27 protein-coding genes are annotated in these 26,378 nt (G+C 70.0%); 10 read left to right on the top strand and 17 right to left on the bottom strand.

Annotated elements, in window-relative coordinates:
• Nucleotides 1–434: 434 nt before the first annotated feature.
• Nucleotides 435–1,712 carry a polyhydroxyalkanoate depolymerase gene (locus MKL09_RS25935; protein ID WP_279606130.1) on the bottom strand — a complete coding sequence of 426 codons (1,278 nt, stop codon included), beginning with the start codon at nt 1,710–1,712 and terminating at the stop codon, nt 435–437.
• A 267-nt stretch (nt 1,713–1,979) separates the two neighbouring features.
• Between MKL09_RS25935 and MKL09_RS25930 the strand changes: the two genes are divergently transcribed.
• The 5 genes from MKL09_RS25930 to purQ all read left to right on the top strand — a co-directional run bounded on the left by MKL09_RS25930 (nt 1,980) and on the right by purQ (nt 5,423).
• Complete coding sequence (locus MKL09_RS25930; RefSeq protein WP_244024892.1) at nt 1,980–3,365, top strand: ActS/PrrB/RegB family redox-sensitive histidine kinase; 1,386 nt, start codon at nt 1,980–1,982, stop codon at nt 3,363–3,365.
• A gap of 58 nt (nt 3,366–3,423) precedes the next feature.
• On the top strand, nt 3,424–4,023 hold the full coding sequence (locus tag MKL09_RS25925; protein WP_244024891.1) for an ActR/PrrA/RegA family redox response regulator transcription factor: 600 nt from the start codon (nt 3,424–3,426) through the stop codon (nt 4,021–4,023).
• 119 nt (nt 4,024–4,142) lie between these two features.
• Nucleotides 4,143–4,376, top strand: a complete 234-nt coding sequence (locus MKL09_RS25920) for a hypothetical protein (RefSeq protein WP_244024890.1) — start codon at nt 4,143–4,145, stop codon at nt 4,374–4,376.
• 127 nt (nt 4,377–4,503) lie between these two features.
• Nucleotides 4,504–4,743, top strand: coding sequence for a phosphoribosylformylglycinamidine synthase subunit PurS (gene purS, locus MKL09_RS25915; protein WP_092040087.1), 240 nt, complete (start codon nt 4,504–4,506; stop codon nt 4,741–4,743).
• Nucleotides 4,743–5,423: a phosphoribosylformylglycinamidine synthase subunit PurQ gene (purQ, locus tag MKL09_RS25910; RefSeq protein WP_244024889.1), complete on the top strand. Its 681-nt coding sequence runs from the start codon at nt 4,743–4,745 to the stop codon at nt 5,421–5,423. The genes purS and purQ overlap by 1 nt, the downstream gene beginning before the upstream one ends.
• A gap of 333 nt (nt 5,424–5,756) precedes the next feature.
• On the opposite strand, the gene MKL09_RS25905 is transcribed toward purQ, so the two are convergent.
• The 7 genes from MKL09_RS25905 to MKL09_RS25875 form a co-directional block, all read right to left on the bottom strand.
• The gene (locus MKL09_RS25905) at nt 5,757–8,183 is read right to left on the bottom strand and encodes a penicillin-binding protein 1A (RefSeq protein WP_244024888.1); all 2,427 of its coding nucleotides are present in this window, start codon (nt 8,181–8,183) and stop codon (nt 5,757–5,759) included.
• Between the two features lie 169 nt (nt 8,184–8,352).
• Nucleotides 8,353–9,621, bottom strand: coding sequence for an N-acetylmuramoyl-L-alanine amidase (locus MKL09_RS25900; protein WP_244024887.1), 1,269 nt, complete (start codon nt 9,619–9,621; stop codon nt 8,353–8,355).
• A gap of 176 nt (nt 9,622–9,797) precedes the next feature.
• Nucleotides 9,798–10,289, bottom strand: a complete 492-nt coding sequence (locus MKL09_RS25895; RefSeq protein WP_244024886.1) for a PIN domain-containing protein — start codon at nt 10,287–10,289, stop codon at nt 9,798–9,800.
• A 19-nt stretch (nt 10,290–10,308) separates the two neighbouring features.
• A complete protein-coding gene (locus MKL09_RS25890; RefSeq protein ID WP_244024885.1) occupies nt 10,309–10,548 on the bottom strand; it encodes a type II toxin-antitoxin system Phd/YefM family antitoxin in 240 nt (79 codons plus the stop codon).
• 93 nt (nt 10,549–10,641) lie between these two features.
• The gene (locus tag MKL09_RS25885; protein ID WP_244024884.1) at nt 10,642–11,163 is read right to left on the bottom strand and encodes a phasin family protein; all 522 of its coding nucleotides are present in this window, start codon (nt 11,161–11,163) and stop codon (nt 10,642–10,644) included.
• Nucleotides 11,164–11,312: 149 nt separating this feature from the next.
• Nucleotides 11,313–11,669 (bottom strand): phasin, encoded by a 357-nt coding sequence (locus MKL09_RS25880; RefSeq protein WP_244024894.1) that lies wholly within the window; start codon nt 11,667–11,669, stop codon nt 11,313–11,315.
• 316 nt (nt 11,670–11,985) lie between these two features.
• On the bottom strand, nt 11,986–13,260 hold the full coding sequence (locus tag MKL09_RS25875) for a glycosyltransferase (protein WP_244024883.1): 1,275 nt from the start codon (nt 13,258–13,260) through the stop codon (nt 11,986–11,988).
• A gap of 112 nt (nt 13,261–13,372) precedes the next feature.
• On the opposite strand from MKL09_RS25875, the gene MKL09_RS25870 reads away from it, so the two are divergent.
• Together MKL09_RS25870 and MKL09_RS25865 are read left to right on the top strand one after the other, a co-directional pair.
• Nucleotides 13,373–14,641 (top strand): glycosyltransferase family 4 protein, encoded by a 1,269-nt coding sequence (locus MKL09_RS25870; protein ID WP_244024882.1) that lies wholly within the window; start codon nt 13,373–13,375, stop codon nt 14,639–14,641.
• A gap of 100 nt (nt 14,642–14,741) precedes the next feature.
• Entirely contained in the window at nt 14,742–14,921 is a 180-nt protein-coding gene (locus tag MKL09_RS25865) for a hypothetical protein (protein ID WP_244024881.1), read from the top strand.
• Nucleotides 14,922–14,994: 73 nt separating this feature from the next.
• Here MKL09_RS25865 and MKL09_RS25860 read toward each other — a convergent pair whose 3' ends face one another.
• The 3 genes from MKL09_RS25860 to MKL09_RS25850 form a co-directional block, all read right to left on the bottom strand.
• Nucleotides 14,995–16,677, bottom strand: a complete 1,683-nt coding sequence (locus tag MKL09_RS25860) for an acyl-CoA dehydrogenase family protein (protein ID WP_244024880.1) — start codon at nt 16,675–16,677, stop codon at nt 14,995–14,997.
• 168 nt (nt 16,678–16,845) lie between these two features.
• Nucleotides 16,846–17,052, bottom strand: a complete 207-nt coding sequence (locus MKL09_RS25855) for a hypothetical protein (protein ID WP_244024879.1) — start codon at nt 17,050–17,052, stop codon at nt 16,846–16,848.
• A gap of 113 nt (nt 17,053–17,165) precedes the next feature.
• The gene (locus tag MKL09_RS25850; RefSeq protein WP_244024878.1) at nt 17,166–18,056 is read right to left on the bottom strand and encodes a DMT family transporter; all 891 of its coding nucleotides are present in this window, start codon (nt 18,054–18,056) and stop codon (nt 17,166–17,168) included.
• Nucleotides 18,057–18,239: 183 nt separating this feature from the next.
• On the opposite strand from MKL09_RS25850, the gene MKL09_RS25845 reads away from it, so the two are divergent.
• The gene (locus MKL09_RS25845; RefSeq protein WP_244024877.1) at nt 18,240–19,142 is read left to right on the top strand and encodes a YihY/virulence factor BrkB family protein; all 903 of its coding nucleotides are present in this window, start codon (nt 18,240–18,242) and stop codon (nt 19,140–19,142) included.
• The gene (locus MKL09_RS25840; RefSeq protein ID WP_244024876.1) at nt 19,121–19,993 is read left to right on the top strand and encodes an alpha/beta fold hydrolase; all 873 of its coding nucleotides are present in this window, start codon (nt 19,121–19,123) and stop codon (nt 19,991–19,993) included. The genes MKL09_RS25845 and MKL09_RS25840 overlap by 22 nt, the downstream gene beginning before the upstream one ends.
• A gap of 8 nt (nt 19,994–20,001) precedes the next feature.
• Here the strand turns inward: MKL09_RS25840 and MKL09_RS25835 are convergent, their stop codons facing one another.
• The 6 genes from MKL09_RS25835 to rho all read right to left on the bottom strand — a co-directional run bounded on the left by MKL09_RS25835 (nt 20,002) and on the right by rho (nt 25,121).
• The gene (locus MKL09_RS25835) at nt 20,002–20,232 is read right to left on the bottom strand and encodes a hypothetical protein (protein ID WP_244024875.1); all 231 of its coding nucleotides are present in this window, start codon (nt 20,230–20,232) and stop codon (nt 20,002–20,004) included.
• A gap of 57 nt (nt 20,233–20,289) precedes the next feature.
• Nucleotides 20,290–20,931, bottom strand: a complete 642-nt coding sequence (coaE, locus tag MKL09_RS25830; protein ID WP_244024874.1) for a dephospho-CoA kinase — start codon at nt 20,929–20,931, stop codon at nt 20,290–20,292.
• On the bottom strand, nt 20,928–21,779 hold the full coding sequence (locus MKL09_RS25825) for a shikimate dehydrogenase (RefSeq protein ID WP_244024873.1): 852 nt from the start codon (nt 21,777–21,779) through the stop codon (nt 20,928–20,930). Before MKL09_RS25825 ends, coaE begins: the two co-directional genes overlap by 4 nt.
• Complete coding sequence (locus tag MKL09_RS25820; RefSeq protein ID WP_244024872.1) at nt 21,776–22,744, bottom strand: cation diffusion facilitator family transporter; 969 nt, start codon at nt 22,742–22,744, stop codon at nt 21,776–21,778. The genes MKL09_RS25825 and MKL09_RS25820 overlap by 4 nt, the downstream gene beginning before the upstream one ends.
• A 128-nt stretch (nt 22,745–22,872) precedes the next feature.
• Nucleotides 22,873–23,484, bottom strand: a complete 612-nt coding sequence (locus MKL09_RS25815) for a Maf family protein (protein ID WP_244024871.1) — start codon at nt 23,482–23,484, stop codon at nt 22,873–22,875.
• A 248-nt stretch (nt 23,485–23,732) separates the two neighbouring features.
• Nucleotides 23,733–25,121 (bottom strand): transcription termination factor Rho, encoded by a 1,389-nt coding sequence (gene rho, locus MKL09_RS25810; RefSeq protein ID WP_244024870.1) that lies wholly within the window; start codon nt 25,119–25,121, stop codon nt 23,733–23,735.
• A 558-nt stretch (nt 25,122–25,679) separates the two neighbouring features.
• Between rho and MKL09_RS25805 the strand changes: the two genes are divergently transcribed.
• Complete coding sequence (locus MKL09_RS25805) at nt 25,680–26,183, top strand: DUF3429 domain-containing protein (protein WP_244024869.1); 504 nt, start codon at nt 25,680–25,682, stop codon at nt 26,181–26,183.
• Nucleotides 26,184–26,378 lie beyond the last annotated feature (195 nt).

The following is a 26,378-nucleotide window of genomic DNA, read 5'->3' as shown; positions in this document are numbered from 1 at the left end:
GCGGCGGCAGCCCAGAGTCCGAAGGCGCACTGCGCCTTTCGCTCGACGAGCTGCGGTTTCATAAATCGCATTCCGGATCAGGGCACAGCCGGCCACGGGCGTCTCTCCCTCCCCCCCCTCTGCGGGCTATGCGCTATACAGGTTTCGGTCAGAGCCGTGGTCCTGCCGCTGGCGGCGGAGGGGCAGGTCCCCTCTCCCGTGCGGGAGCGAGACAGGCTGAGGGTTGCGACATCTCCCGAAAGTCTTGGCCCCTCACCCAACCCTCTCCCGCACGGGAGAGGGGGCGCGTCGCGGCCTGCAACAGCGCCGGTGCCTCAAAACTGTGTAGGCCGTAGCTCTACGGAGGAGGGAAACGCGCTTGGGGTTAGCCTTGGCTCACATCCGGCAGCGATGTGTGAACGTCGTAGCCCGCACGGGAGAGGGCGTCTCCGGCTTCAGCCCACCTGCCGCAGATGCGAGCCGCGCGCTCCGGCTTCCGCCTGCTGGGCGCGGATGAAGGCGGCGATCCGGGGGGCGATGACCGTGCGGTAGCGGGAGCCGTTGAACACGCCGTAATGCCCGACGCCCGCCTGGAGATGGTAGGCCTTACGGGATTCGGGCAGGTTCGGCGTCAGGTCGAGGGCCGCCTTGGTCTGGCCGACGCCGGAGATGTCGTCGTTCTCGCCCTCCACCGCCAGGATGGCGCAGCGACGGATCGACCCCAGATCGACCGGGGTTCCGCGGTGGCGCATCCGGCCCTTGGGCAGGTCGTGATCGACGAACACCGTCTGCACGGTCTGGAGGTAGTACTCCGCGGTCAGGTCCATCACCGCCAGGTACTCGTCGTAGAACTCCCGATGCTTTTCGGCCGAGTCGCCGTCGCCCTTCACCAGATGGTCGAACATGTCCGAATGGGCGGTGACGTGGCGGTCGAGGTTCATCGCCATGAAGCCAGAGAGCTGCATGAAACCCGGATAGACCCGCCGCCAGGCCCCCGGGAACACGGGAGGCACCAGGCTGATCGTGTTGCGCTCGAACCAGGTCTGCCCGCGCTCCTGGGCGAGGCAGTTCACCGCTGTTGGCGAGCGGCGCGTGTCGATCGGGCCGCCCATCAGGGTCATCGAGGCCGGCACCACGGGGGCGCCCTTGGCTTCCAGGAGCGCCACCGCCGCCAGCACCGGCACCGCCGGCTGGCACACGGCCATGATGTGCAGGTCCGGCCCGAGGATTGCGAAGATTTCCTGAAGATAGTCGATATAGCTGTCGAGGTCGAAGCGCCCCTCCGCCAGGGGCACCATCCGGGCATCGGTCCAGTCGGTGACGTAGACCCGGTGGTTCGGCAGCATCGCCTCCACCGTGCCGCGCAGGAGCGTGGCGTAGTGCCCCGACATCGGAGCCACGATCAGCAGCTTCGGCTCCGGCTCGGCCGGCGGCGTGAGGAAGGCGCGCTCGAACGCGACCAGGCGGCAGAACGGCCGCTCCCAAACGACGCGCTCGCTCACCGGGACCGCTGTCCCGTCGACGATCGTCTCGGTGAACCCGAAGGCGGGCTTGCCGTAGCGGCGGGTGGCGCGCTCGAACATCTCGCAGCCGGCGCTGATCGCCCGGGCGTAGGGCCCGTAGGCCAGGGGGTTGCCGGGCATCTGGAGGGCGTGGCGGGTCAGGTCGGCGGCGACCCGGGCCGGCGCCATCAGGGCACGGGCGCTCTCGTACATCGCGTAAGCCAGGAGCATCGCAACCTCGCGGTCTCGGGGGCTGCCGGCACCGGCCCGACAGGCTCGAAACCTGCGGCAACCCGAGGGGCCAGCATAAGGTTCCCCCCTGAACGATCGCGGAACATCCCCGGCTGCCGGTGACTTGCTCTGGCGACCTGCCGTGGCAAATCCCGTGACGACGTGCCGTGACGACGTGCCCGTGATCACGGCGCCGGGTCCGCTGCCACGGCATCCGCCAAGAAATTCGCGCCGGCGAGGCTCCTCCGGCGCCGCACCGATGCACGCATGCCCGACAGCGATCTCAACGGCCTCGTCCGCAACGCCCGCCACCTCCGGCTCGACACCTTCGTCCGCCTGCGCTGGCTGGCCATCACCGGCCAGAGCGCCGCCGTGGTCGGGGCGCAGTTCGGCCTCGGCCTGGCGCTGCCGTTCGGCTGGTGCTTCCTGGTGATCGCCACCTCATCCTGGCTGAACCTGGCTCTGCGGATCCGCTTCCCCGCGAGCTACCGGCTGAGCGACGATTCCGCGGCCTTGCTGCTCGCCTTCGACATCGTGCAGCTCGCGGCGCTCCTGTTCCTCACCGGCGGCCTGCAGAACCCGTTCTCGCTGCTGTTCCTCGCCCCCGTGCTGATCTCGGCGACCGCACTGCCGCCCGAGCGGACCCTGGCGCTCGGCCTGCTGGCCGTGGGGCTCGCGACCCTGCTCGCCCTGGTGCACCGGCCGCTGCCGTGGTTCTCGGACGGGCGGATCGAACTGCCGTTCCTGTATGTCTCAGGCGTCTGGACCGCGATCCTGCTCGGGACCGCCTTCACCGGCGTCTACGCCTGGCGGGTCGCCGAGGAGACCCGGCTCCTCGCCCAGGCGCTGGCGGCCACGGAACTGGTGCTCGCCCGGGAGCAGCACCTGTCGCAGCTCGACGGTCTCGCGGCGGCGGCGGCCCACGAATTGGGCACGCCGCTGGGCACCATCATGCTGGTGACCAAGGAGCTGATCCGCCAGCTCGGGCCGACCGCCTCGCCGGCGGTGGCCGACGACCTGAACCTGCTGCGCGAGCAGGTCGACCGCTGCCGGGGCATCCTGGGCAAGCTCACGTCGCTCGACGGCGACGGGGTCGGCTTCCTGGAAACGGTCACGTTCAGCCATCTGGTGGAGGAGCTGGTGGCCCCCCAGCGTGCCCTCGGCGCGGTCCTGGACATCTCCAGCCAGGGCGACGGCCCGGAGCCCGCCTGCCGCCGCAACCCCGGGGTGATGTTCGGGCTGGCCAATATCCTCGACAACGCCGTCGACTTCGCCGAGTCCCGCGTCACCGTGGAAGCGCGCTGGACCCAGGAGCGGGTCTGGCTGGAGATCCGCGACGACGGCCCGGGCTTCGCCGGCGAGGTCCTGCTGCGGGCGGGCGAGCCCTACGTAACCACCCGCAGCGCCGACCGGCCGCAAACCGGCGGGACCGTAGGGGCCGGCCTCGGCCTGGGTCTGTTCATCGCCAAGACCCTGATCGAGCGCTCGGGCGCCCAGATCGCGCTGATGAACGTCTCCGCGCCGGAAGCCCACGGGGCGATCGTGCGCGTCTCCTGGGCCCGCCACATCTTCGAACGAGGTGCAGCCCCGCGTCATTCGCCGGAACTCAATATCCGCGCGCCCCTGCCCCCGGGCGATGTCGTCCCTATATGAGGATCAGACCAAGAACTGACTTAGTAATTCCCTTACAAAAACTCGAAAGGAGTGCCGGATGCTGACGCAGCCCGGGACCACGGCAACGATCGATCCCGCCGTGATCAATGAAGCCGATCCGCTCGCCGCCTTCACCGACCGCAGCCTGCTGATCGTGGACGACGACAAGCCCTTCTCGACCCGGCTCGCCCGCGCCATGGAAAGCCGCGGCTACCATGTCCAGGTCGCCGACAGCGTCGCCGAGGGCGTCTCCGCGGTCGAGGCCCGGCCGCCCGCTTTCGCCGTGATCGACATGCGGCTCGGCGATGGCAACGGCCTCGACGTGATCGCCCGCCTGAAGGAGCGCCGCCCCGAGGCACGGGGCGTGATCCTGACCGGCTACGGCAACATCGCCACCGCCGTCACCGCAGTGAAGCTCGGCGCGTTCGACTATCTCGCCAAGCCCGCCGACGCCGACGAGATCCACGGCACGTTGATGGCGCAGCCCGGCGAGCGGGCCGACCCGCCGGAAAACCCGATGTCGGCGGACCGGGTCCGCTGGGAGCATATCCAGCGGGTCTACGAGCTGTGCAGCCGCAATGTCAGCGAGACCGCCCGGCGCCTGAACATGCACCGGCGGACGCTGCAGCGGATCCTGGCCAAGCGCGCGCCGCGCTGAAGGCGGGACACCACCGATCCCGGGTCCCGCGGTTGCATCCCCCCTCCCCGGTGGGCTAGCTGCGCGGGTCCCGGGCGGGTTTCGTCCGGGGCCTCGCAATCGACCGGGGGACGAGTCTCGTGAACGGGCGCAACGCCATCACCATCGTGAGCATGATGGTCCTCGTCGGCACCGAGGTGTTCGCCGTCGCCATCGCGGCCGGTTGGGCCCTGGCCGGCCTGTTCGATCTGGGCGACCGGGTCGGCCACGTCCTGATGGGCGTCTCCAGCCTGTTCGCGGCCTGGATCATGCTGCAGCTCTGGCGCCGGGCGACCAGCATCGAGCCGATCCGGGCGCGGACCGCGTCCCGGTAGCCGTCCCCCGTCCGACACGGCGTTCGACAGGCCGGCGGCCTTCCTGCTAGGAACGCGCGACGGCCGCCCGCGTAACGACGCCGCGGGTCGCGCCCTGGTTCCGGCTGCGCGTGAGACCTGAAGATCCATGAAAGCCCGTATCATCGTTACCCTGAAGACCGGTGTACTGGACCCGCAGGGCAAGGCGATCGAGGCCGCGCTCCGGTCGCTGGGCATCGAGGGCATCGACAGCGTCCGCCAGGGCAAGGTGTTCGACCTCGAAGTCTCGGCCGGTGACGGCCCGGCCGCCGAGGCCACCCTGCGCACGGCCTGCGAGAAGCTCTTGGCCAACACCGTCGTCGAGAATTACGCGATCGAGATCCTCTGATGCACGCTGCGGTCGTCGTCTTTCCGGGCTCGAATCGCGAGAGCGACGTCGCCCGGGCCCTGCGCCGGTCGGGGGCGCGGGTCAGCATGGTCTGGCACGCCGATCACGACCTGCCGGCCGGGACCGACCTCGCCGTCCTGCCGGGTGGCTTCTCCTACGGCGATTACCTGCGCTGCGGCGCCATCGCCGGGCGGGCGGCCGCCATGGATGCGGTGCGGGCGCATGCGGCCCGAGGCGGCCTGGTGCTCGGCATCTGCAACGGCTTCCAGATCCTGTGCGAATCGGGTCTCCTGCCGGGCGTCCTGATGCGCAACGTCAACCGGCGCTTCATCTGCCACCGGCAGACGCTCCGGGTCGAGCGCACCGACACCCGCTTCACCAGCGCCTACCAGAAGGGGCAGGTCATCGACGTCTGCGTCGCGCACGGCGAGGGCAATTACTTCGCCGATCCCGAGATGCTGGCACGGATCGAGGGCGAAGGCCGCGTGGCGTTCCGGTACTGCGACGCCGCCGGGACGATCACGGTCGAGGCCAACCGCAACGGCTCCCTCAACGCGATCGCGGGGGTCTACTCGGAGGGCGGCAACGTCCTCGGGATGATGCCGCACCCCGAAAATTTCGTCGAAGGCCTGATCGGCGGCACCGACGGGCGCGGATTGTTCGACAGTCTCGCCGCGTGAGTTTTTGTCCGAAGACTTGTTTTTAATCGACCCTTAACGATCGTATCGTACGAAGAGGGCGTCCAGAACGTTCTGGATATCGAGTGGGACCTTCTCGTCCGGCTCTGTTTGATGCCTCCCTTGACTCATCCAAGCCGCCCCCAATCGGGCGGCTTTTTTCTGTCTGTGGGCGTTTCGCAACCACCCCATCACCCGCCTCGTCATCCCGGGGCCGGGAAGCGGAACCCGGGATCCATACCGACAGGTCAAGACCTCGCACCGTCGGCGGTTATGGGTTCCGGGCTCGCCTGCGGCGCCCCGGAATGACAGGGTGGTTCATCCCGCGGCCGTTCCTCAATACAGCCCGCCCGCCTGTGCCGCGCGATCCGGGTCCACCGGCACCGCCGCGGGGGCGGCACTCTGGCCGGAGGAGGCCGGGGCGGAGTAGGAATCGGGCGGTGCGGTGCCGGGCTTGAACGCCTCCAGGATCGTGCCGGCGCCCTCGCCGGAACCGGCGCGGGTGCCGGAGGCGAGGTTCACGCGGATCAGCTTGATCCCGGGCGGCACCCGGAACGGGGTCGGCGGCTTGTCCTTGAGGGCGACCTTCAGGAACTCGAGGGCGATGGGGGCCGCGAGGCCGCCGCCGGTGGCCCGGTCGCCGAGCGAGCGCGGCTTGTCGAAGCCGATATAGATCCCGACGGCCAGATCCGGCGAGAAGCCCACGAACCACGCGTCCTTGGCGTCGTTGGTGGTGCCGGTCTTGCCGGCCAGCGGCTTGCCGATCTGCTTGAGCAGGGTCGCGGTGCCGCGCTGGACGACGCCCTCCATGATCGAGACCATCTGGTAGGCGGTGAGCGGGTCGAGCACCTGCTCGGAATCGTCGACCAGCTTCGGCTCGTCCTGGCCGGACCACTTCTCGGCGTCGCAGCCGATGCACTTGCGGTTGTCGTGCCGGTAGATCGTCTCGCCGATCCGATCCTGGATCCGGTCGATCAGGGTCGGCCGGATGCGGCGCCCGCCATTGGCGAGCATCGAGTAGGCCGTGACCATGCGCATGACCGTGGTCTCGCCGGCGCCCAGCGACATCGGCAGCACCGGCAGCAGGTCGTCGTACACCCCGAAGCGGCGGGCGTACTCGGCGATCAGCGGCATGCCGACATCCTTGGCGAGCCGGACCGTCATCAGGTTCTTCGAGTGCTCGATCCCGTACCGCAGGGTGTGCGGGCCGCCGGACTTGCCGTCGTAGTTCGAGGGCGTCCACGCCTCCTGGCCGGGACCGGCCTCGATGGTGATCGGCGTGTCCTGCACGATCGAGGCCGGGGTGTAGCCGTTGTCCAGCGCCGCCGAGTAGACGATCGGCTTGAACGACGAGCCGGGCTGGCGCATCGCCTGGGTGGCGCGGTTGAACTCGGATTCGTCGTACGAGAAGCCGCCGACCATCGCGTGGACGCGGCCGGTATTCGGATCCATCGCCACGATGGCGCCGGAGACCTCGGGCTTCTGGCGCAGGCGGAACTGGCCGCGGCCGCCCTCCATCGCCTCGACATAGACCATGTCGCCGGGCTGGAGGTTCGGCCGGCCGGCCCAGCGCATGCCGTCCGGGGTGATCACGCCGGTCTCGCGGTCCTTGGCGACCTGGCCCGACGCCTCGCGCTTGGGCTGGAGGCCGACCTGCACGCCGCCGCCGCCATTGCCCAGCACCACGGCCAGCCGCCAGGGCGCCACGTCGCCCAGCGCCGGGACCTCGGCGGCGGCCATGCCCCAGTCGCGCCCGGTCAGGTCGACCTTGGTGACGGCGCCGCGCCAGCCATGGGCCTGGTCGTAGCGCACGAGGCCATCGACCAGGGCCTTGCGCGCCCAGCCCTGCATCTTCGGATCGAGGGTGGCGCGCACCGAGAGGCCGCCCTCGTAAAGCTTCTTCTCGCCGTAGCGCTCGGAAATCTCGCGCCGGACTTCCTCGGTGAAGTAGTTGGCGTTGGCGGCGTTCGGGAAGGCGACCCGCGGGTTGACCCCGAGCGGCATCTTCTTGGCGGACTCCGCCTCTTCCTTGGTGATGTAGCTGTTCTCCGCCATCAGGCGGATGATCTCGTTGCGGCGGTCCAGCGCCGCCTGGGTCTTGCGGTAGGGGTGGTAGTTGTTCGGCCCCTTCGGCAGCGCGGCGAGATACGCGGCCTCGTTGATGGTCAGTTCGTGGACCGATTTTCCGAAATAATCGAGCGCGGCGGCCGCGACCCCGTGCAGGTTGCGGCCGGGAACGATCGTCCCCAAAAAGATCTCGTTGAGGTAGAGTTCGAGAATCTTGTCCTTGGAGTAGGCCGCCTCGATCCGCAGGGCCAGCAGCGCCTCCCGGATTTTGCGGTCATAGGTCTGCTCGGAGGACAGCAAGAAGTTCTTGGCGACCTGCTGGGTGATGGTCGAGGCGCCCTGGCGCTTGCCCGACTTGGCGTTGGTCAGGAAGGCGCGGACGATCCCCTCGGGGTCGATGCCGCCGTGCTTGTAGAAGTTCTTGTCCTCGGCCGACAGGAAGGCCGCGACCACGATCTTCGGCATCGCCTGGATCGGCAGGTACAGGCGGCGCTCGCGGGCATACTCGGCGAGCAGCGAGCCGTCCGACGCGTGGATGCGGGTCATCACCGGCGGCTCGTAATTGGCGAGCGCGGCGTGGTCGGGCAGGTCCTGGCTGTACTTCCAGTAGAAGTACCCGCCGGCCGCGGCGCCGACCACGAACAGCACCGCGGCGGCGCTGAACAGGATCCCGAAGAAACGAAGGATCAGACGCATCCGGTGTTCCGCTCGTCGCTGGCCCGGCCGCCTGCCGGGTTCGGCTCGTCCGGCACGGGCGTCCATTCTCGACGCGGTCGGCTCCCGGACGCTCCCGTGAAGCCCCCTCGGATTGCCGGTTCAGCGGCGGTGCGACGGGGCGTTCGGACGTCCCGTATCGACACTTACTCTATGGTAAAACTGGGGCGACGGCGGCCGACCGCCGTGTGATCGTCGCGGGCCTGAGTGTCGCGCGATTGCCGAAGAACTGGTCGATCGCCTTGGCCATGGAGCCGGTGACGCCCGCGCGCCACTCCGGCGATTGCAGCATCTCCAGATCGCGCTTGCTCGAGAGATAGCCGAGTTCCACCAGCACGCTCGGCACGTCCGGGGAGCGCAGCACCATGAAGCGCGCCTCCCGGTGGGGCTTGGCACTCATCTCCATCACCGGGGCGAGCTGGCCCATCAGGGTGCGGGCGAAGCCCGACGAGAAGCCGCGGGTCTCGCGCAGGGTCAGTTCCTGCAGGATGTCGACGATGTCCGGGGGCGCCTCGGCGGCGTCGGCGCCGGCGGCGGCGTCGGCCTTGTTCTCGCGCTCGGCGAGCCGGGCGGATTCGATGTCGGTGGCCTTCTCGGCGTTGGTGTAGATCGTGGCGCCGCGGACCTGGGGCGCCGCCGAGATCGAATCCGCGTGGATCGACACGAACAGGTCGGCCCTGGCTTCGCGGGCGAGGCGGACGCGGTCGGCCAGCGGCACGAACACGTCCCGGTCGCGGGTCATCCGGACCCGGTAGCGGCCGCTCGCTTCCAGCTTCTCGACCAGCGCCTGCGCGTAGCCGAACACGATGTCCTTCTCGAACACCCCGCCCACCGCGATCGCTCCGGGATCGGTCCCGCCATGCCCGGCATCGACCATGATCAGCGGGCGCTGGTCGGCGGGCTCGGGCGGGGCGCTGCGGGCCTGGGCGGGGGTCGGATCACTGGCGGCGGCCGCCTTGCGGAAGACCTCGCGCTCGACCCGCTGAAGCGGGATCGTGAGCAGCACCGCCCCGTCCCTGGGACGGGTCACGGTCTCGATCCGCCCGATCGTGGCCGGCGCGGCGAGGTCGATCACCACCCGGGAGCGGCCGGGGGCGAACAGGCCGTAGCGGAAGGATTGCACCACCCCTTCGCGGCGGCGCCCGGCCCCGGAATCGAGCTGGAAGTTGACTTCGGGCAGGTCGATCACCGCCCGGTCGGGCCGCTCCATCACGAAGCCGCGGGCATCGACGGCCCGGGACAGGGTCAGGGTGAGCCGCGTGGTGCCGGCCTGGCTCGCGAGATCCGCCCCGATGGCGATCGCGGGGGCCGGGCTGGCCGGCTTGTCGCCGTTCTGCGCGACGACCGGGGCTCCCGCCAGCGTCAGGGCGAGGCAGAGGCCGTGAACGGCAGAACGGATCAGGTGCGCGCGGCTCGGCATCGGTCCGGATTCATCTCCCGCGCCCATCGATCAGGCATAGGAGGACCATGGTTAATCGTTGGTTGCCCGGTGCGGTTCGATGCGGCCGTGCGTGTCGTGCCTATGCGACAGCCTGAACATGGCGATCATGCGTCGGAGCGAGCCACGTGTGGTGAGGTTTTCTGACGTCCAGCCGATCAACCGCTCCCGGGGCGCGCCACCGCTTCGGAATCGGCGCCCCACCATGTCGCCGGGTCGAAGGGATTCACGAGCGGCACTGGCGAGGCCTTGAAATCCGACAGGTTTCGCGTCGCAATCCCATACCGATGCACGAGCGCCGTGGCGAGGATGGCCTTGTCGCCATCGCGCAGGGAGGGAAACCGGACCGAGACGTCGGCCCAACGCTCGGCGACGTCGGCGTCGATCGCGACGATGCGGTCGGCGAAGCGGGATCTCAGCTGTCCGTACCAAGCCGTCTTGATAGCGAGCACGGCCTGATCGCGCCGTCTGGCGCGCGCGTCTTTCAGGCGCTCGATCCGCACAGTCTCCAAGGCGAGCCCGCGGCGAACCTCCGCGATGGTCACGGCGCTGATCCGGATCAGGTGGGCGTTGCGCCGAATCCAGCGTGACGCCGGTGGATCCGGATCATCCTTCGTCGCCTGCCGCCGTGAGATCACGTTCGTGTCCACGATCCAGGCCGCAGGCGGCTCAGCCACCGGACAGGCTCATGCCGACATCCCTGTCGAAATCCGTCTCATCCAGCGGCGAGGCAAGAAGAAAATTCGCGAACTCGGCATCGGCTTGAGCCTTGAGTCGCTCGTAATGCTCCATCGACAGCACGACACCCACCGGCTCGGCATGCCTGAGCAGCATCTGCGGCCCCTCTCGAGCCGCATCGACCAGCCGGCCGAAATTCTGCTTGGCGTCGGCGGCCTGCCAGGATCGCATGGCGTCGTTCCAGATGAGACAGGTTGGACATTATGTCTGGACTGTCTGCTTCGCAATCCGGGCGGAGCCAGGGCTCAAGCACGTATCCGCAGGTTAACGGAACGCGATGATGCGGCTCGCCTTGCGGATGACGTCGCTCCAGCAGGTCAGCGAGGCGTCGGCCGCGCGCTGGACCTCGCCCATCTGCAGGCGCATCAGCTCGGTTGGCGAGCCGGCTTCCGACAGGGCGCGCAGATGCGCCAGGGCCGCTTCACCCTCGCCGCGCATGTAGTGGGTGATCGTCGAACCGATGCCGACGACGTCGAGGCGATCCGGCATGAAGTCGGATCCGCCGCTGTTGCTGACGGCGGCGGGCGCGGCGGACGAAGCGATGACGGGCGGGATCGTCACGGGCGGGACGAGGGCGGCCACCGGCAGCGAGTCCTCAACCGGATCCGGCTCGGCGGCGTCCGGCCTCGAACCTGCGCCGGCCGCCATGGCCTTGGACACGGCGGCGTCCGGGATGGCCGTGTCGGTGGGTGGCGGGACGGCGCGGAGCGCGGCGCGATCCACACCCGGGGCCGGCTTCGGATTCCAGTGGGGACGGGGCCCCTTCGGTCGATGCAGCTTGCTCATGGCGCGATCCCCTCCTTGTCCGCGTCGGGCTCCCTGACGGAGCGGCGGCCGGAGGGAAGACCGTCTTCGGTTTGCTATGTCTGACGGCGCCCGGCCGCGTCGGGCCGGGCGCCGCCCGATCGATCCGCCGGTGGCGGACAGGTCGGTCTTCAGCGGGCGATGTTCTGCTGCGCGAGGGCGCCGAAATCCTTGGCCTGGGCCTGGAGCGCGGCGAACTGGCTGCGGACGAACTCGGACTGCACCTCGAAGGCCTCGCGCAGGTCCTTGGTGCGCGCCAGCTTCTGGGCGAAGTCGAAGGTCGCGTTGGCGTTGTTCTGGGCGTGCTCGAAACCCTTCGAGACCGCCGCCGTCAGGGTCGACTGGAAGGTCTGGCCCGAAACCTGGGCCTGCTCGGCGGCCTTCATGGCGTTCGCCATCATGGTGCCGACGGCGTTGCGTGCTTGGTCGACGCTCTTCTCGGCGAAGTCGCGCATCTCGGTCGGGATCTCGAAATTCGGGGTCTGCATCGGGGTCTCCAGCACGCTGTCTCGGGTGGGACGCCAATCTGCGTCCGCGGTGACGCGCCTCTATATGTTGCACTGCAACAAGAAGTCAAGTTCCTATTCGGGGGTGGGCACGGGGGTGAAAATCCCGATAAAATGCAGATCGCCGGTATCCAGACAGTCTTCGCACCGCCTTGCGGAGACCGCGTCCGGTCCGGATAAACCTAGGCCGTTTCGCTTGGCATCATGGCGCGTCTCGGCCGCCTCGACGCCTCTCTATATAAATCTTACTCGCTGTCTATAGCCAACACGCTTGGGGCCGAGACTTGCCGATTCGGTGTCAGGCCGACCGCGCGCTCGACTGCTCCGCCCGGGCCGCCAGCCCGGTATGGTGCAGCGCACCAGCGCGGCTCTCCACGAGTCCCGCATAGAGCGAGCGGAGCGCGGCAGCGTGGGTGGCGAGCGTCATCGGCGCGGCCTGGAACCGGATCCGGGCATTCGCCCCGAGGGTTGCCGCACAGGTATCGTCCCGCAGGGCCGAGAACGCCGCCGCCAGGGCCTCGATCTCAGGGGCGACCACGAAGCCGGTCTGCCCGTCCCAGACTTTTTCGGCAGCCCCGGACCGCTCGGAAGCGACCACCGGGATGCCGGCCGCCAGGGCCTCGTAGACCGTGAGCGGCCCGGTCTCGTACCAGCGCGACGGGGCCGCGAGCGCCCGGGCCCGGCGACGCAGCAGGGTCCAGACGGCGTCCGGCGCCTGCCAGCCGATCACCTCGACCCCGGGCCGGGCGCGCAGCTCCGCCTCCAGGGGGCCGGCGCCGATGAACAGGGCCGGGAGCCCGGCGGCGCGGGCGGCGTCCGCAACGAGGTCGGCGCCCTTCTCCCGGGTCAGGCGCCCGACATACGCGATGGCGTCGCCGCGGGCGGGATCGGCCGGCGGCCCATCCGCGACCCGGACGGGGTTGTCGACGCGGTGATGGGTGAGGGCGTAGCCGCCGAGCAGGTCACCGAGCCGCCGCCGGCTGGCATCGCTGACATGGACGACGTGGAGCGGACGCCCGTGCAACGCCTGCCGGAGCGCCCCCGCGCGGGCGACGCGCACGAGCTTGTGAACCCGGCTGCGGGGATCGCAGGGCGCGGCGAGACAGGCCGGCGAGAGCGGCGCCAGCCCGCAGGGCTCGGCCCGGTCGAACCGGTAATAGACCCCGTTCGGACAGGCCAGGGCGTAATCGTGCAGGGTGACGACCACCGGCACGCCGAGCCGGGACAGGACCGGGAAGATCGCCGGCGACAGGGTGCGGGTCCATTGGTGCAGGTGGAGGCAGTCCGGTGCCGCCGGCAGCTGTCGGAGCGCCGCCTCGAGGGCGCGGGCCGCGGCGGCGTGCCAGATCCCGGTGGCCGCCGCCTGGATGCCGCCCAGGGTCCAGATGTCGGGCAGGCCGAGTTCGATCCGCCGGATGTTGCGGTGGTCCAGCAGGGGATCGACCGGGCCCGGGATCGCCTGGATGTAGGTCACCGCCAGGCCGGCCTCGGCGAGCCCGCGGGCCGATTCCAGGGCGACCTTCTCCGCCCCGCCGCTGGCGGTCGCGAACTCGGCGAGGATCACGACGTGCATGGACAATCCCGGCAGAAACCGCCGCGACGATACGTGCAAGCGGGTTTACGGAGGATCAACCGCCGGCTGGTACAGGTTTCTGTCCCAGATCTGAGCGACGGAACTTTTTGACGTGCACGTCGTCCTCGTCGCCGATCACGCCGCGATCAACGGCGGCCAAGCCAAGGTGGCGATCGAATCCGCCCTTGGGCTCGCCGCGCGGGGGTTTCGCGTCAGCCTGTTCGCGGCCGTGGGTCCGGTCGACCCGCGGCTGGAGCCCGCCGGCATCCGGGTGGTCTGCCTCGATCAGGACGACGTCACGACGGCGCGGAGCAAGTTAGCCTTCGCGGCCCAGGCGATCTGGAACGGGAAAGCGGCCCGTGCCCTGGCGGCCGAGCTCGCCGCCTGCGATCCGCGCGACACCCTGGTCCATGTCCACGCCTTCGCCAAGGCGCTGTCGCCGGCCATCGGCCCGGCCCTGCGGGCCTCCGGCCTGCCGTGCCTGTACACGATGCACGAGTTCTTCCTGGTCTGCCCGACCGGGGGGTTCTACGCCTATCCCGAGCAGAAGATCTGTCACCGCACGCCGATGTCGGCCTCCTGCATCCTGGCGAATTGCGACGCGCGCAGCTATCCGCGCAAGGTCGCCCGGATGATCCGCCATGCCGGGCTCGCGCATGTCGCCCGGCTGCCGGAGCTGTTCGCCCACGTCGTCACGATCAGCGACCTGCAGGAGAGCGTGGTCCGGCCGCTGATGCCCTCCGGCACGATGTTCCACCGGGTCGACAACCCGATCGCGGTGGAACAGGCACCGGTCCATGAAGGGCCGCCGGGCGACTTCCTGTTCGTCGGCCGGATCTCCACCGAGAAGGGCGCGCCGATCTTCGCGGAAGCCGCCCGGCGGGCCGGGGTCCGGGCTGTGTTCGTCGGCGACGGCTCGGAGCGGGCCGACCTCGCCGCCCGCTATCCCGAGGCGGTGATGCTCGGCTGGCGCGATCCCGCCGCCGTGCAGGCGCTGATGCGGCAGGCCCGGGCGCTGGTCTTCCCGAGCGTCTGGTACGAGGGCCAGCCGCTCACCGTCTACGAGGCTCTGGCCTGCGGCACGCCGGTGATCGTCAGCGATGCCTGCGCGGGCCGGGAGGCGGTGGTCGATGGCGAGACCGGCTTCTGGTTCCGCTCGGGCGATCCCGACGCGCTCGCCGCCCATCTGCGCCGCCTGTCCGATGACGGCCTCGCCGCCCGGATGGGCCGGGCCGCGCATGCCCGCTACTGGACTGCGCCGCTGACGCCGGCGGTTCATCTCGACCGGCTGACCGGACTCTACGAGATGGTGATGCGCGAAGCCTCTGCGCGCGGCCGGGCGGCGCGGCACGCGGCCGGCGGCGCGGTGGCGACGGCCTGATTGATACGCCTCGCGATCGAAAAAACCGGAAACACCCGGGCTCCGTCGCGTTGACGCGCACAGGCACCGAGCGTGCACCCGTCACGGACGAGCGACAGACATGGCCGACGACCACAAGCCTCAGGACGAGACCAAGCCCGGCTTCCAGCAGGGCAGCGCCAAGCCGGACGACAAGGCCAACCCCGCCAACAAGCAGGAGAAGATGGACGAGCGCCTCGACGACGCCCTCGAGGAGACGTTCCCGTCGAGCGACCCGGTCTCGGTGAAGATCACCAAGTAGCGGGTTCCCAAAGGGCTCAGCCCTTTGGCGGGGTTCGGGGGCAGAGCCCCCGAGCCTTTCAGTTCCCGATCCGTCAGGCGGCTTCGAGCAGCCGCCGGGCGATGACCTGGGCCTGGATCTCGGCGGCGCCTTCGAAGATCGACAGGATGCGGGCGTCGCACAGGATCCGGCTGACCGGGTATTCCAGCGCGAAGCCGTTGCCGCCGTGGATCTGCAGAGCGTTGTCGGCGGCGGCCCAGGCGACCCGGGCACCGAGCAGCTTGGCCATCCCGGCCTCCAGGTCGCAGCGCTTGCCGGCATCCTTCTCGCGGGCCGAGAAGTAGGTGAGCTGGCGGGCGATGTTGATCTCCACCGCCATCATGGCGAGCTTGTCGGCGACCCGCGGGAAGCTGACCAGCGCCTTGCCGAACTGGACCCGCTCCTCGGCGTAGCGCAGGGCCACGTCGAGGGCCGACTGGGCGACGCCGATGGCCCGGGCCGCGGTCTGGATCCGGGCGGACTCGAAGGTCTGCATCAGCTGGGCAAAACCTTTGCCCTCGACCTCGCCGAGCAGGTTGCCGCCGGGCACCTCGAACCCCTCGAAGGCCAGCTCGTATTCCTTCATGCCCCGGTAGCCGAGCACCTCGATCTCGCCGCCCGACAGGCCCTGGACCGGGAACGGCTCTTCGTCCGTGCCCCGGGGCTTCTCGGCGATCAGCATCGAGAGGCCGCGATGGCCCTTCTCCTCGGGCTTGGTCCGCACCAGCACGGTCATGATGTCGGCCCGGACCGGATGGGTGATCCAGGTCTTGTTGCCGGTGATTTTCCAGGTGTCGCCGTCCTTCACCGCCTTTGTGCGGAGCGAGGCGAGATCCGAACCGGTGTTCGGCTCGGTGAACACCGCGGTCGGCAGGATGTCGCCCGAGGCGATCTTGGGCAGGAAGCGGTGCTTCTGCTCCTCGGTACCGCCGCACAGGATCAGCTCGGCGGCGATCTCCGAGCGGGTGCCGAGCGAGCCGACGCCGATATAGGCCCGGGACAGCTCCTCCGAGACCACGCACATCGCGGTCTTGGGCAGGCCCATGCCGCCGTACTCTTCCGGGATGGTGAGGCCGAACACGCCCAGCTCGGCCATCTTGGTGACGACCTCCATGGGGATGTATTCGTTCTTCAGGTGCCACTCATGCGCCTGCTCGACCACCTCGGCCTTGCCGAAGCGGCGCATCTCGGAGCGGATCGCCTCCATGTCCTCGTCGAGGCCCGAGGCGCCGACGGTGGCCGAGCCGCCGCCCTCGCGCATCAGCGCCACCAGGGCGGCGCGGTGCTCCGGGGTGTTGCCCTCGGCGATCAGGGTCTCGACCGCGTCGGTGCGGTACTGCGCGACCTCCTTGGCCGAGAGACCGAGCGAGCCGGTCGGCCGGACCATCTCGCCCTGGCTCATCGGGATGCCGGAGAACAGCTGGTCGAGATACTCGCCGGCGCCGATCCGCACGAGCAGCATCTCGGTCTCGCCGAACCGGCCCTCGGCCTGGAGGCGCTCGGCATAGCCACCGAGCTCGGCCACCGCCTCCGCGTAGGTCGCGAGCCAGGCTAGCCCGTGGGCGGCGTGCTGCTGCGCCTCGAGCTTGCCGGCATCGATCCGCCCGTCCGTGCCGAGGATACGTGTCCGCACGCGCCGGATGGCCTCCGCCACGAGGGCCTTCGCGCTCTCACCGGCGGCCTTGGTGAGGCTGACGACGTCCTGTGGTTCGGTCTGGATGGCGGGGGATGCGGACATGATTTTTGCTCGCGTGGCGTTTTATTGGATCATCTCTTCTAACCCGTCCGACGCCGAGGCCGAAGCAGATTTCATTTGCCGCGTCTTGAACTCAAGTTGAAGGCCGTGGGCTTTCGACGCGCGCGGTGACGCCGAACCGACCTCCCCTTCGGCGCCCGGCGCTCCGGTTCAGTGCTTCTGCTCGCAGCGCGTCTTCACGTAGGCGCCGTTCTCGCCGGTGAAACCGGTATTGGCCGCGAGCACCGGTCCCTGGATCAGGCATTCCTGCAGCGTGTGGGCCGGCCCGGTGATCACGTCGAGGGCGGTCTCCCGCGAGCAGTCCGGAGCCTGGACGTTGGCGGCACAGATGAGCGCGACGACGAGGATCTGGTTCATGGGGCCTCCCGGGGATCTGGTCGATCCGGCCCGGCTCTTCGGCGGCTGGGCGGTATCAAGCGAAAGACCGGGCCTTTCCGGCGGTTCCGGGACTGCGGCGCCAAGACCTCCGGTCAGGCCCGGCTCGCCACCGCGACGCCGAGTGCCGCCACCGCCATCCCGGCGACCTGCACCAGGGTCAGCACCTCGCCGAACAGCAGGTAGCCCAGCACGGCCGCCACCGGCGGCACCAGGAAGAACAGGGCGGCGACGCCCGCCACAGCGCCGCGCCGGATCAGCGCAAGCAGCAGCAGGATCCCGGCCACCGAGTTCACCAGGATCGCCCAGGCGAGCCCGAGCCACAGGGGTGCCACCGGGTCGATCTCGGCATGTCCGAAGGCCAGCGCCAGCGGGATCGCACAGGCCATCCCGCCCACGAATTGCAGCGTCGCGTTGGCCAGGAGGTCGCCGCCGCCGCCGGTGCGCTTCTGCCAGAGGGTGCCCAGCGTCAGGGCCAGGACCGCCACGAGGCTGACAGCCAGGGCCACCGGCGGGATCCCGGACGGGTCGGCGGCGCCGAGCTTGGGGGCGAGCACCAGGCCGGCCCCGGCGAAGCCGAGCAGGATCCCGAGCGCCCGGCGGCCGCTGACGCGCTCGCCGAGCAGCGGTCCCGCCAGGAGCGCCGTCAGCAGCGGCTGGAGGCTGCCGACCAGGGCGGCGATCCCGGCCGGGAGCCCCCGGCTCACCGCCCAGAACACCCCCGACAGGTAGATCCCCTGCATCAGGAAGCCCGCCACGATGGGATCGCGCCAGCCCGCCTGGGTCCCGGGCCAGCGCACCCGGGACGCCGCCGCGATCAGCGCCAACAGCAGGGCGACGCCGGTAAACCGGACCGCCGTGAAGCCCAGCGGGTCGGCGTGCGGGATCACGGCCCGGGCGGAGATGAAGCCGGTCGCCCAGATCGGGACGAACAGGACCGGCAGGGCACTGGCGGCAAGCGATGGACGTGGTGCAGGCGTAAGCATGGCCGTATCTAGAGCGTGTCGGCCCGGCGAGTCGCAACAGGGATCTGGTCGGCGCGGGGGTCCAGTCGGCGTGGCCGCGGCGCTTCACCGGCCAGCGAACGGGACCGGACCGGCTCGGCGGCGTTGACGGGCCGGCCCGGGCGCCCTTCATCGGCGGGCCGGCACGAGGATCGTTGGACACCCGTGAAATCTCTCCGCAACGGATTCCAGGTCGCGGGCCTCGCGGCGCAGCGCTTCGTCGCCCATGACGGCTGGGCGATCGCCAGCCACATCGCGCTCTCGACCCTGACCTCCCTGTTCCCGTTCCTGATCCTGCTGGCGGCTCTGGCCGGCCTGTTCGGCACGCAGTCGCTCGCCGACGAGGCCGGGGTGCTGATCTTCGACGCCTGGCCCCGGGAGATCGCCAAGCCGATCGTCGGCGAGGTCCACCGGGTGCTCACCGAGCAGCGCAGCGGCGTGCTGACGCTGGGCGCCCTGTTCGCCCTGTATTTCTCGTCCTCCGGCGTCGAGAGCCTGCGGGTCGGCCTGAACCGGGCCTACGGGCTGCGGGAGGGCCGACCGTGGTGGCTGACCCGGCTCGAATCGATCGGCTACGTGATCTGCGGCGCCTTCGCGATGTTGGCCTTCGCGCTGCTCGTGGTGCTGGGCCCGCTGATCTGGCGCAACGTCGTGCTGGTCGCGCCGGGGCTGGAGCCCCTGAGCCTCACGGTGGCGATCGGGCGGATCGGCGTCACCGCCCTGCTGCTGGCGGTGGTGCTGATCATCGCCCACAAGTTCGTCGCCGCCGGCCGGCGCTCGATCCTGTCGGTGCTGCCGGGGATCGGGGTGACGCTGGTCCTGTGGTTCTTCGCCGGCCTCGGCTTCGGCTATTATCTCGACCGATTCTCGAACGCCTACGCGTCCACCTACGGGGGCTTGGCCACCGCGATGGTGTTCCTGGTGTTCCTGTACTGGCTGGCCGCCATGTTCCTGTTCGGCGGCGAGATCAACGGCACGGTGATCGCCGCCCGCCGCAGCCGGCTGCAGGCGAAGATGCTGGCCCGGCGGGCCGAGATGGAGGGACGATGGACGGCATCGAGCACCTGACGGTCCGCGTGAACGGCGCGGATCTGCACGTCGCCCGCTGCGGCTCGGGTACGCCGCTGCTGCTGCTCCACGGCTGGCCGGAATTCTGGCTGACCTGGGAGCCGGTGATGGCGCGGCTTTCCGCCCGCCACACCCTGATCGCCCCGGACCTGCGCGGCTTCGGCGACAGCGACAAGCCCGCGGGCGCCTTCGGACCGCCCGAGCAGGCGGCCGACATGGCGGCGCTGCTCGATGCGCTCGGCATCGACCGTGCCGGCATCGTCGGCCACGATGTCGGCGGCGCGGTGATCCAGGCCCTGGCCCGGGCCCGTCCGGAGCTTTGCGCCGGCCTGTTCCTGTTCGACTTCGTCTATCCCGGAATCGGTCCCCGCCTCGGGGAGCCGGATCGGCTCAGCGAGATCTGGTACCAGTCCTTCAACCAGATGGACCTGGCGGTGGCGCTGGTCGGCGCCAGCCGCGACAGTTGCGCCGCCTATATCGGCCACTTCCTGCGCCACTGGTCACACCGCAAGGACGCGTTCGATCCCGTGCTGGACGCCTTCGTGGACACGTTCCAAAAACCCGGAAACCTCGCGGGCGGCTTCGCGCATTACCGGGCGGCCCATGCCGGCCGGATCGCGATGCTCAAGGGCGAGGCCCCGTCCCTGCCGCCGATCACGGTGCCGACCTGCGTGCGCTGGGCCGAGCACGACCCGATCTTCCCCTATGCCTGGACCGACCGCCTGGGCGAGACGTTTTCGGACCTCGACTTGGCCCCGTTCCCGGGCGTCGGCCACTTCCCCCACCGGGAGGATCCCGACCGGGCGGCGGCCGAGATCGCCGGGTTTTTCGGGCGGATCGGGTGGGTCTGAGATAACGGTCAGCGGGACTGGTTGCGATACACGCAGTCGCGCCCGCGATCCTCGTACCCGCCCGGACAGGCGGTGACGCAGGCGCCGGCCGCGAGCTTCTTCGGGGGCGGGCAGGCGCCGGCAACTTGCGCTTGGACTGGGACGGCCATGAGTAGCGGCAGGATCAGCGCCGCGAAGAGGATCCTGGACGCGACGGCGCGGGCAGCCGAGGCCTCACCGATCTGTTCGAGACACCGCATCGTCGTCCATCCCGCCACCGGATCATTGACCGAGAGATATGCCGTCGCGCGGGCGTGTCACCCGTGGGCCGGGTGTTCCGGCGCACCGCGCTCCGTCAGCGCAGCCACGATCCGCGCCACCTCGGCCTCGGCGGCGGGAAAGCCCCGGCTCGTGTCGATCACGAAATCGGCCCGGGCCCGCTTCTCGGCATCCGGCATCTGCTTGGCCAGGATCGCCGCGAAGGCGTCCTCGGTCATGCCGGGACGGGCCAGCACCCGAGCGCGCTGGACGTCCGGGGGGGCGCTGACCACCACGACCGCGTCGCAGCGGCGCCCGCCGCCGGTCTCGTAGAGGAGCGGGATGTCGAGGACGACCAGCGGCGCGTCCGCATGCCGAGCCAGGAACGCCGTGCTGGCCGCCCGGACCAGGGGGTGGACGATGGCCTCGAGCGCCGCCATCCGGTCGGGGTCGCCGAGCACCGCCGCGCGCAGGCAGGTGCGGTCGACGCCGCCCTGCGGGTCGAGCACGCCGGGAAAGGCCGCGCCGATCGCCGAAGCCGCCTCGCCCCCGGGTCCGTAGAGGGCGTGGACGGCGGCGTCGGCATCGTGGACCGGGACGCCGAGCGCCGAAAACATCTTGGCGGTGGCCGACTTGCCCATGCCGATCGAGCCGGTCAGGCCGAGGATGACGGGGCGGCTGACGGGAGGCCCCTTGGTCATCCGGAGAGATCCGCCACGATCCGGTCCCGCAGGCCCGGGGTGACGGCGGGGCGCAGGCCGAACCACGCCTCAAAACCCGGCACCGCCTGGTGCAGCAGCATGCCGAGACCGTCCACCGCCGCGAGCCTCCGGCGGCGCGCCGCCGCGAGCAGGTCCGTTTCCAGCGGGGCGTAGACGATGTCGGCGACCGCGGCGGAAGCCGGCAGCGGGGTGAGGTCGATGTCGAGGGGCGGCTGGCCCTTCATGCCGAGCGAGGTGGTGTTGACCAAGAGCCCTGCCCCGGCGAGCGCATCGGGCAGGTCGTCCCAGGCGCGCGCATCGGCGATCCCCGGCGCCAGGGCTGCCAGGGTCTCGGCCCGGGCGCGGGTGCGGTTAGCGATCAGGATCCGGCGCAGCCCGCGTTCGGCGAGGCCGACCACGATCGCCCGCGCCGCGCCGCCGGCACCCAGCACGACGGCGGTACCGCCGGCCCGCTCCGGCCAGCCGGCGCCGAGGCTGTGGTCGAGATGGGCGCAGAAGCCCGGCGCGTCGGTGTTGTCGCCGCGGATCCGGCCGTCGGGCTCGACCACCAGGGTGTTCACCGCCCCGATCGTTTTCGCCCGCGGCGTCAGGGTGTCGGCGAGCGCGAAGGCCGCCTCCTTGTGGGGGATCGTGACGTTGCCGCCTCGGAAGCCGGAGCCCGGCAGCGCCCGGATGAAACCGGGGAACGCCTCCGGGGCGACGTCCAGGCGCTCGTAGGAGCCCGGGATGCCATGCTCGGCCAGCCAGTAGCCGTGGATCAGCGGCGAGCGTGAATGCGCGATCGGGTGGCCGACCACGAAGGCCCGGGGGATCGCGGTCTCGCTCACGCGGCGCAAGCCTCGGCGAGACGGCAGGCCGGGCCGCCGGCCGCCTCGATCTGCAGGGTCGCGTGGCCGATGCCGAAGCGGGTGCGCAGGCCCTCGGCGGTCTCAGCCAGGAAGCCGTTGCCCGGGTGGTCCTCGGCGATCACCAGATGGACCGTGAGGGCGACGCTGGTGGTGCTCATCGGCCAGATATGCAGGTCGTGCAGATCGACCACCCCGGGCCGGTCGCGCAGGAAGCCGGTCACCGCCTCCGGGGAGATCTCCGCCGGCACCGCGTCGAGGGACATCGCCACGCTGTCGCGCAGGAGCCCCCAGGTCGCCCAGACCACAAGAGCCGCGATGGCGAGGCTGACCGCGGGGTCGAGCCAGCTGAGCCCAGTGAGTTGGATCACCAGGCCGGCGACCACGACGCCCGCCGAGACCGCTGCATCGGCCAGCATGTGCAGGAAAGCGCCGCGGATGTTGATGTCGCCCTTGGCGCCGCTGGCGAACAGCCAGGCGGTGACGCCGTTGACCAGGATCCCGATGGCGGCGACCACCATCACGACGGTCCCGGCCACCGGCTCCGGATGGACCAGCCGGACCAGGGCCTCCCAGATCACCGCCCCCATAGCGATCAGCAGGAACACGGCGTTGAACAGGGCCGCCAGGATCGAGGAGCCGCGATAGCCGTAGGTGAAGCGGGCGCTGGCCCGGCGGCGCACCAGGATCGCGGCGATCCAGGCGGCGGCCAGGCCCAGCACGTCGGAGAGGTTGTGGCCGGCATCGGCCACCAGCGACATCGAGTTGCTCAGATACCCGTAGGCCGCCTCGACCACCACGAAACCGGTGTTGAGCACGATGCCGATCGCGAAGGCCGGCCCGAAATTCTTCGGCGCGTGCACATGGCCGCCATGACCGCCGTGGCTGCCGTGGCTGCCGTGCCCACCGTGAGAATGGGATCCGTGGGAATGATCGTGCCCGGCCAAGACGGTGCTCCGTTCGATCGTGGTTTCAAAAGGTCCGGGACCTTGTGTGGGTTCAGGGCGGAGCCCTGCAAGCCTCCGGGCTCCGCCCCGGAACCCCGCCAAAGGGCCGAACCCTTTGGAAACCCGGTCTAGAAGCCCAGGTAGCCGGCGTCACGCAAGCGTGTGAGCAGCGGCAGCAATGGCAGACCCAGCACCGTGCTGTGGTCCCCGGCGACCGATTCGAACAGGTGGATGCCCGGCCCTTCGAGCTGATAGCCGCCGACGCTGGCGCGCACGCGGTCTTCGCCGGCGCAGTCCACATAGGCGGCGATCGCCCGGGCATCGAGGGGGCGGAGCGTCAGCCGGGCGGTTTCCACGAAGGCGTCGCTGAGGGCGCCGGCCAGCGCCACCGCGGAATGCAGGGCATGGGTGCGGCCGGCGAGGCGGGCAAGCTGGGCTCGCGCCTCGTCGGAATCCCGGGGCTTGTGGAACACCGTGCCGTCGAGTTCGAGCACTTGGTCGGCGCCGATCACGACGCGCCCCGGATGGCGGGCAGCCACCGCCTCCGCCTTGGCGCAGGCGAGGTGCAGGGCGAGGTCGGGCGGCGACAGGTTTTGGCTCGACGCCTCCAGGGCGCGCTCGTCGACGTCAGGGGATGCGGTCTCTACCGGCAGGGCCGCGCTCTGCAGCAGCAGGCGCCGGGTCGGACTGGTGGAAGCGAGGAGGAGCGGATCCGGATGGAGCCAGGGCGAGCGGGGCATCGCGCCAGTGTCACGGATCGGGCGTGCGGTGCAAGGCTGCGACGAGCCCCGCCGCCGGGATGAACCGGCCGGCGGGGCTGTCGCGGAGCCGATACGCAACCTGGCTCCCAGATCGAAGGATGGCAGGCGCGGGTTAGGAGAAGGTCAACGCGGCCCCGGGTTTCCAAAGGGCCGAGCCCTTTGGCAGGGTTCAGGGGCGGAGCCCTTGAGACAGGCCCCGGACCTCGTGGATCCGGGACCTGACCCGATCAGGTGTTCATCGAATCGAAGAAATCGCCGTTGCTCTTGGTCTGGCGCAGCTTGTCCATGAGGAACTCGATCGCGTCGGTGACGCCCATCGGGTTGAGGATGCGGCGCAGCACGTAGGTCTTCTTGAGGGCGTCCGGCGGGACCAGCAGCTCTTCCTTGCGGGTGCCGGAGCGGGTGATGTCGATCGCCGGGAAGATGCGCTTGTCCGAGACCTTGCGGTCCAGGATGATCTCCGAGTTGCCGGTGCCCTTGAACTCCTCGAAGATCACCTCGTCCATGCGCGAGCCGGTGTCGATCAGCGCGGTGGCGATGATCGAGAGCGAGCCGCCCTCCTCAATGTTGCGGGCGGCGCCGAAGAAGCGCTTGGGCCGCTGCAGGGCGTTGGCGTCGACGCCGCCGGTCAGCACCTTGCCGGAGGACGGCACCACGGTGTTGTAGGCGCGGCCGAGCCGGGTGATCGAATCGAGCAGGATGACGACGTCGCGGCCGTGCTCCACCAGGCGCTTGGCCTTCTCGATCACCATCTCGGCGACCTGCACGTGGCGGGTGGCCGGCTCGTCGAAGGTGGAGGCGATGACCTCGCCCTTCACCGAGCGGATCATGTCGGTGACCTCCTCGGGGCGCTCGTCGATGAGCAGCACGATGAGGTAGCATTCCGGGTGGTTGATAGTGATCGACTGCGCGATGTTCTGCATCAGCACGGTCTTGCCGGTGCGCGGCGGCGCCACGATCAGCGCGCGCTGGCCCTTGCCGATCGGGGCGACGATGTCGATGATCCGAGGGCTGAAATCCTTCTTGGGCGGATTGTCCAGTTCGAGCTTGAAGCGCTGGGTCGGGAACAGCGGCGTCAGGTTGTCGAAATGGACCTTGTGCTTGATCTTCTCGGGGTTCTCGAAATTGATCGTGTTGACCTTGAGCAGCGCGAAGTAGCGCTCGCCGTCCTTGGGGCCGCGGATCGGGCCCTCGACGGTGTCGCCGGTGCGCAGGCCGAAGCGCCGGATCTGGGTCGGCGAGATGTAGATGTCGTCCGGGCCGGGCAGGTAGTTCGAGTCGTTCGAGCGCAGGAAGCCGAAGCCGTCCTGCAGCACCTCGACGGTACCGGCACCGATGATCTCGACCTCCTTGGCAGCGAGCTGCTTCAGGATCGCGAACATCAGTTCCTGCTTGCGCATGGTCGAGGCGTTCTCGACCTCGACCTCCTCGGCGAAGGCCGTCAGGTCGGTGGGCGTCTTGGCCTTGAGATCGAACAGCTTGACCTCGCGCACGCCCTCCAGGGCGGCGATCGAGCCGGTCCCCTGACCGGCCCCCTGGGTTGCAGGCGCGTCGGCCGGATCGGCCGTCTCGGGGTCGGCCAGAGGATCGGCGAAGGCGTCGGGATGTGGCGTCATGGGTGTCTTGCAACCGACGAGGAAGGTGGGAGGGCCGGTTCTGAGCCAAGCAACCCGGGGGACGGGCGCTGGAGAGCGGGCCGCGCTGGACAGCGAGGGGCCCGAAAGATCGTCTTGGCTGGACCGTTTTCGGCAGGACCCTCGCGGCTCACGGGCGCGCTGCGGCGCTGACCTTGTGAAGAGGGCTCGAAAGAAATAACGCGTTTTTCCACCGCACTCAAGGGGCAGGCCGATCGAGGGGTGCCGGGGAGGCGCAGGATCGGTGACGATGGACCCGTATCGTCGCCGGATGGCGGCGGCGGAGACCGACACCCGCGCCCTTCCCTCCCCCCCTCTGTGGGGGAGAGGACGCGCCCTGTTCTCAAACCCACCGCGGCCTTCGCAGACGTACGCCCCACCCGCCACGATTCGTTGAACACCCCTCCGCACGCCGGATCTCGCAGATTGGCTGCGGCGGCGCTAAAGCGCTCATCGCGGAACCGGGGTCCCGCGGGACCGTTGCCCGTCCCGGCGCCGCAGCGCAGCAAACCGTCAACCCGAGAGCCCGGCCCCACCGATATGCGCGACGACGCCACCGGACGCACCCTCACCGCGCACGAGCCGCGCCGGATCCCATGGCTCGACATCGTGTTCGGATTCGGCCCGATGGTGCCGATCGCGGTCGGCTCCGCCGCGGCCTGGTGGCTGAACGGCCAGCCCCTCGATTACCTGGTCGCCCTGTTCACCCTGCTCTACGCCGCGTCGATCCTGCTGTTCCTGGCCGGCGTGCGCCGGGGCGTCAGCTTCCGCACCGAGGGCGGCCCGCAGTTGTCGCAGATCGTCACGATGCTGATCCTGTACGGGCTCGGGCTGTTCGCCCTGTTCTCGGCGGTGATGGGCAAGGCAGTGCCCGCCCTGACCATGCTGATCATCGGCTACGCGGCCATCGGGATCCTGGACCCGATCGCGGCGCGGGCCGGCGAAGTGCCGCTCGCGCATGCCCGCCTGCGCCCGCTGCAGATGCCGATCGCCGTGGTGAGCCTCGCGGCTCTGCTGTGGCTCAAGCTGACGGCGCCGTATTGATCGTTTGTCCTGGACCTTACCTCCGACCCTTACTTCGTCCTGAGACGACGGAGCGAAGCGGAGGCCTCGAAGGCGGGCTCCAGGGATCGCAGCGGCCTCTGGAGGGCTCCTTCGAGGCGGCTTCGCCGTACCTCAGGATGAGGATTGGGGTTGGGATTTCCGTGAGGTATCCAACCCACCACCGTCATTGCGAGC

The sequence above is a fragment of the Methylobacterium sp. J-048 genome (assembly GCF_022829515.1).
GTDB lineage: Bacteria > Pseudomonadota > Alphaproteobacteria > Rhizobiales > Beijerinckiaceae > Methylobacterium.
This window is presented reverse-complemented; position numbering and strand designations above follow the sequence as displayed.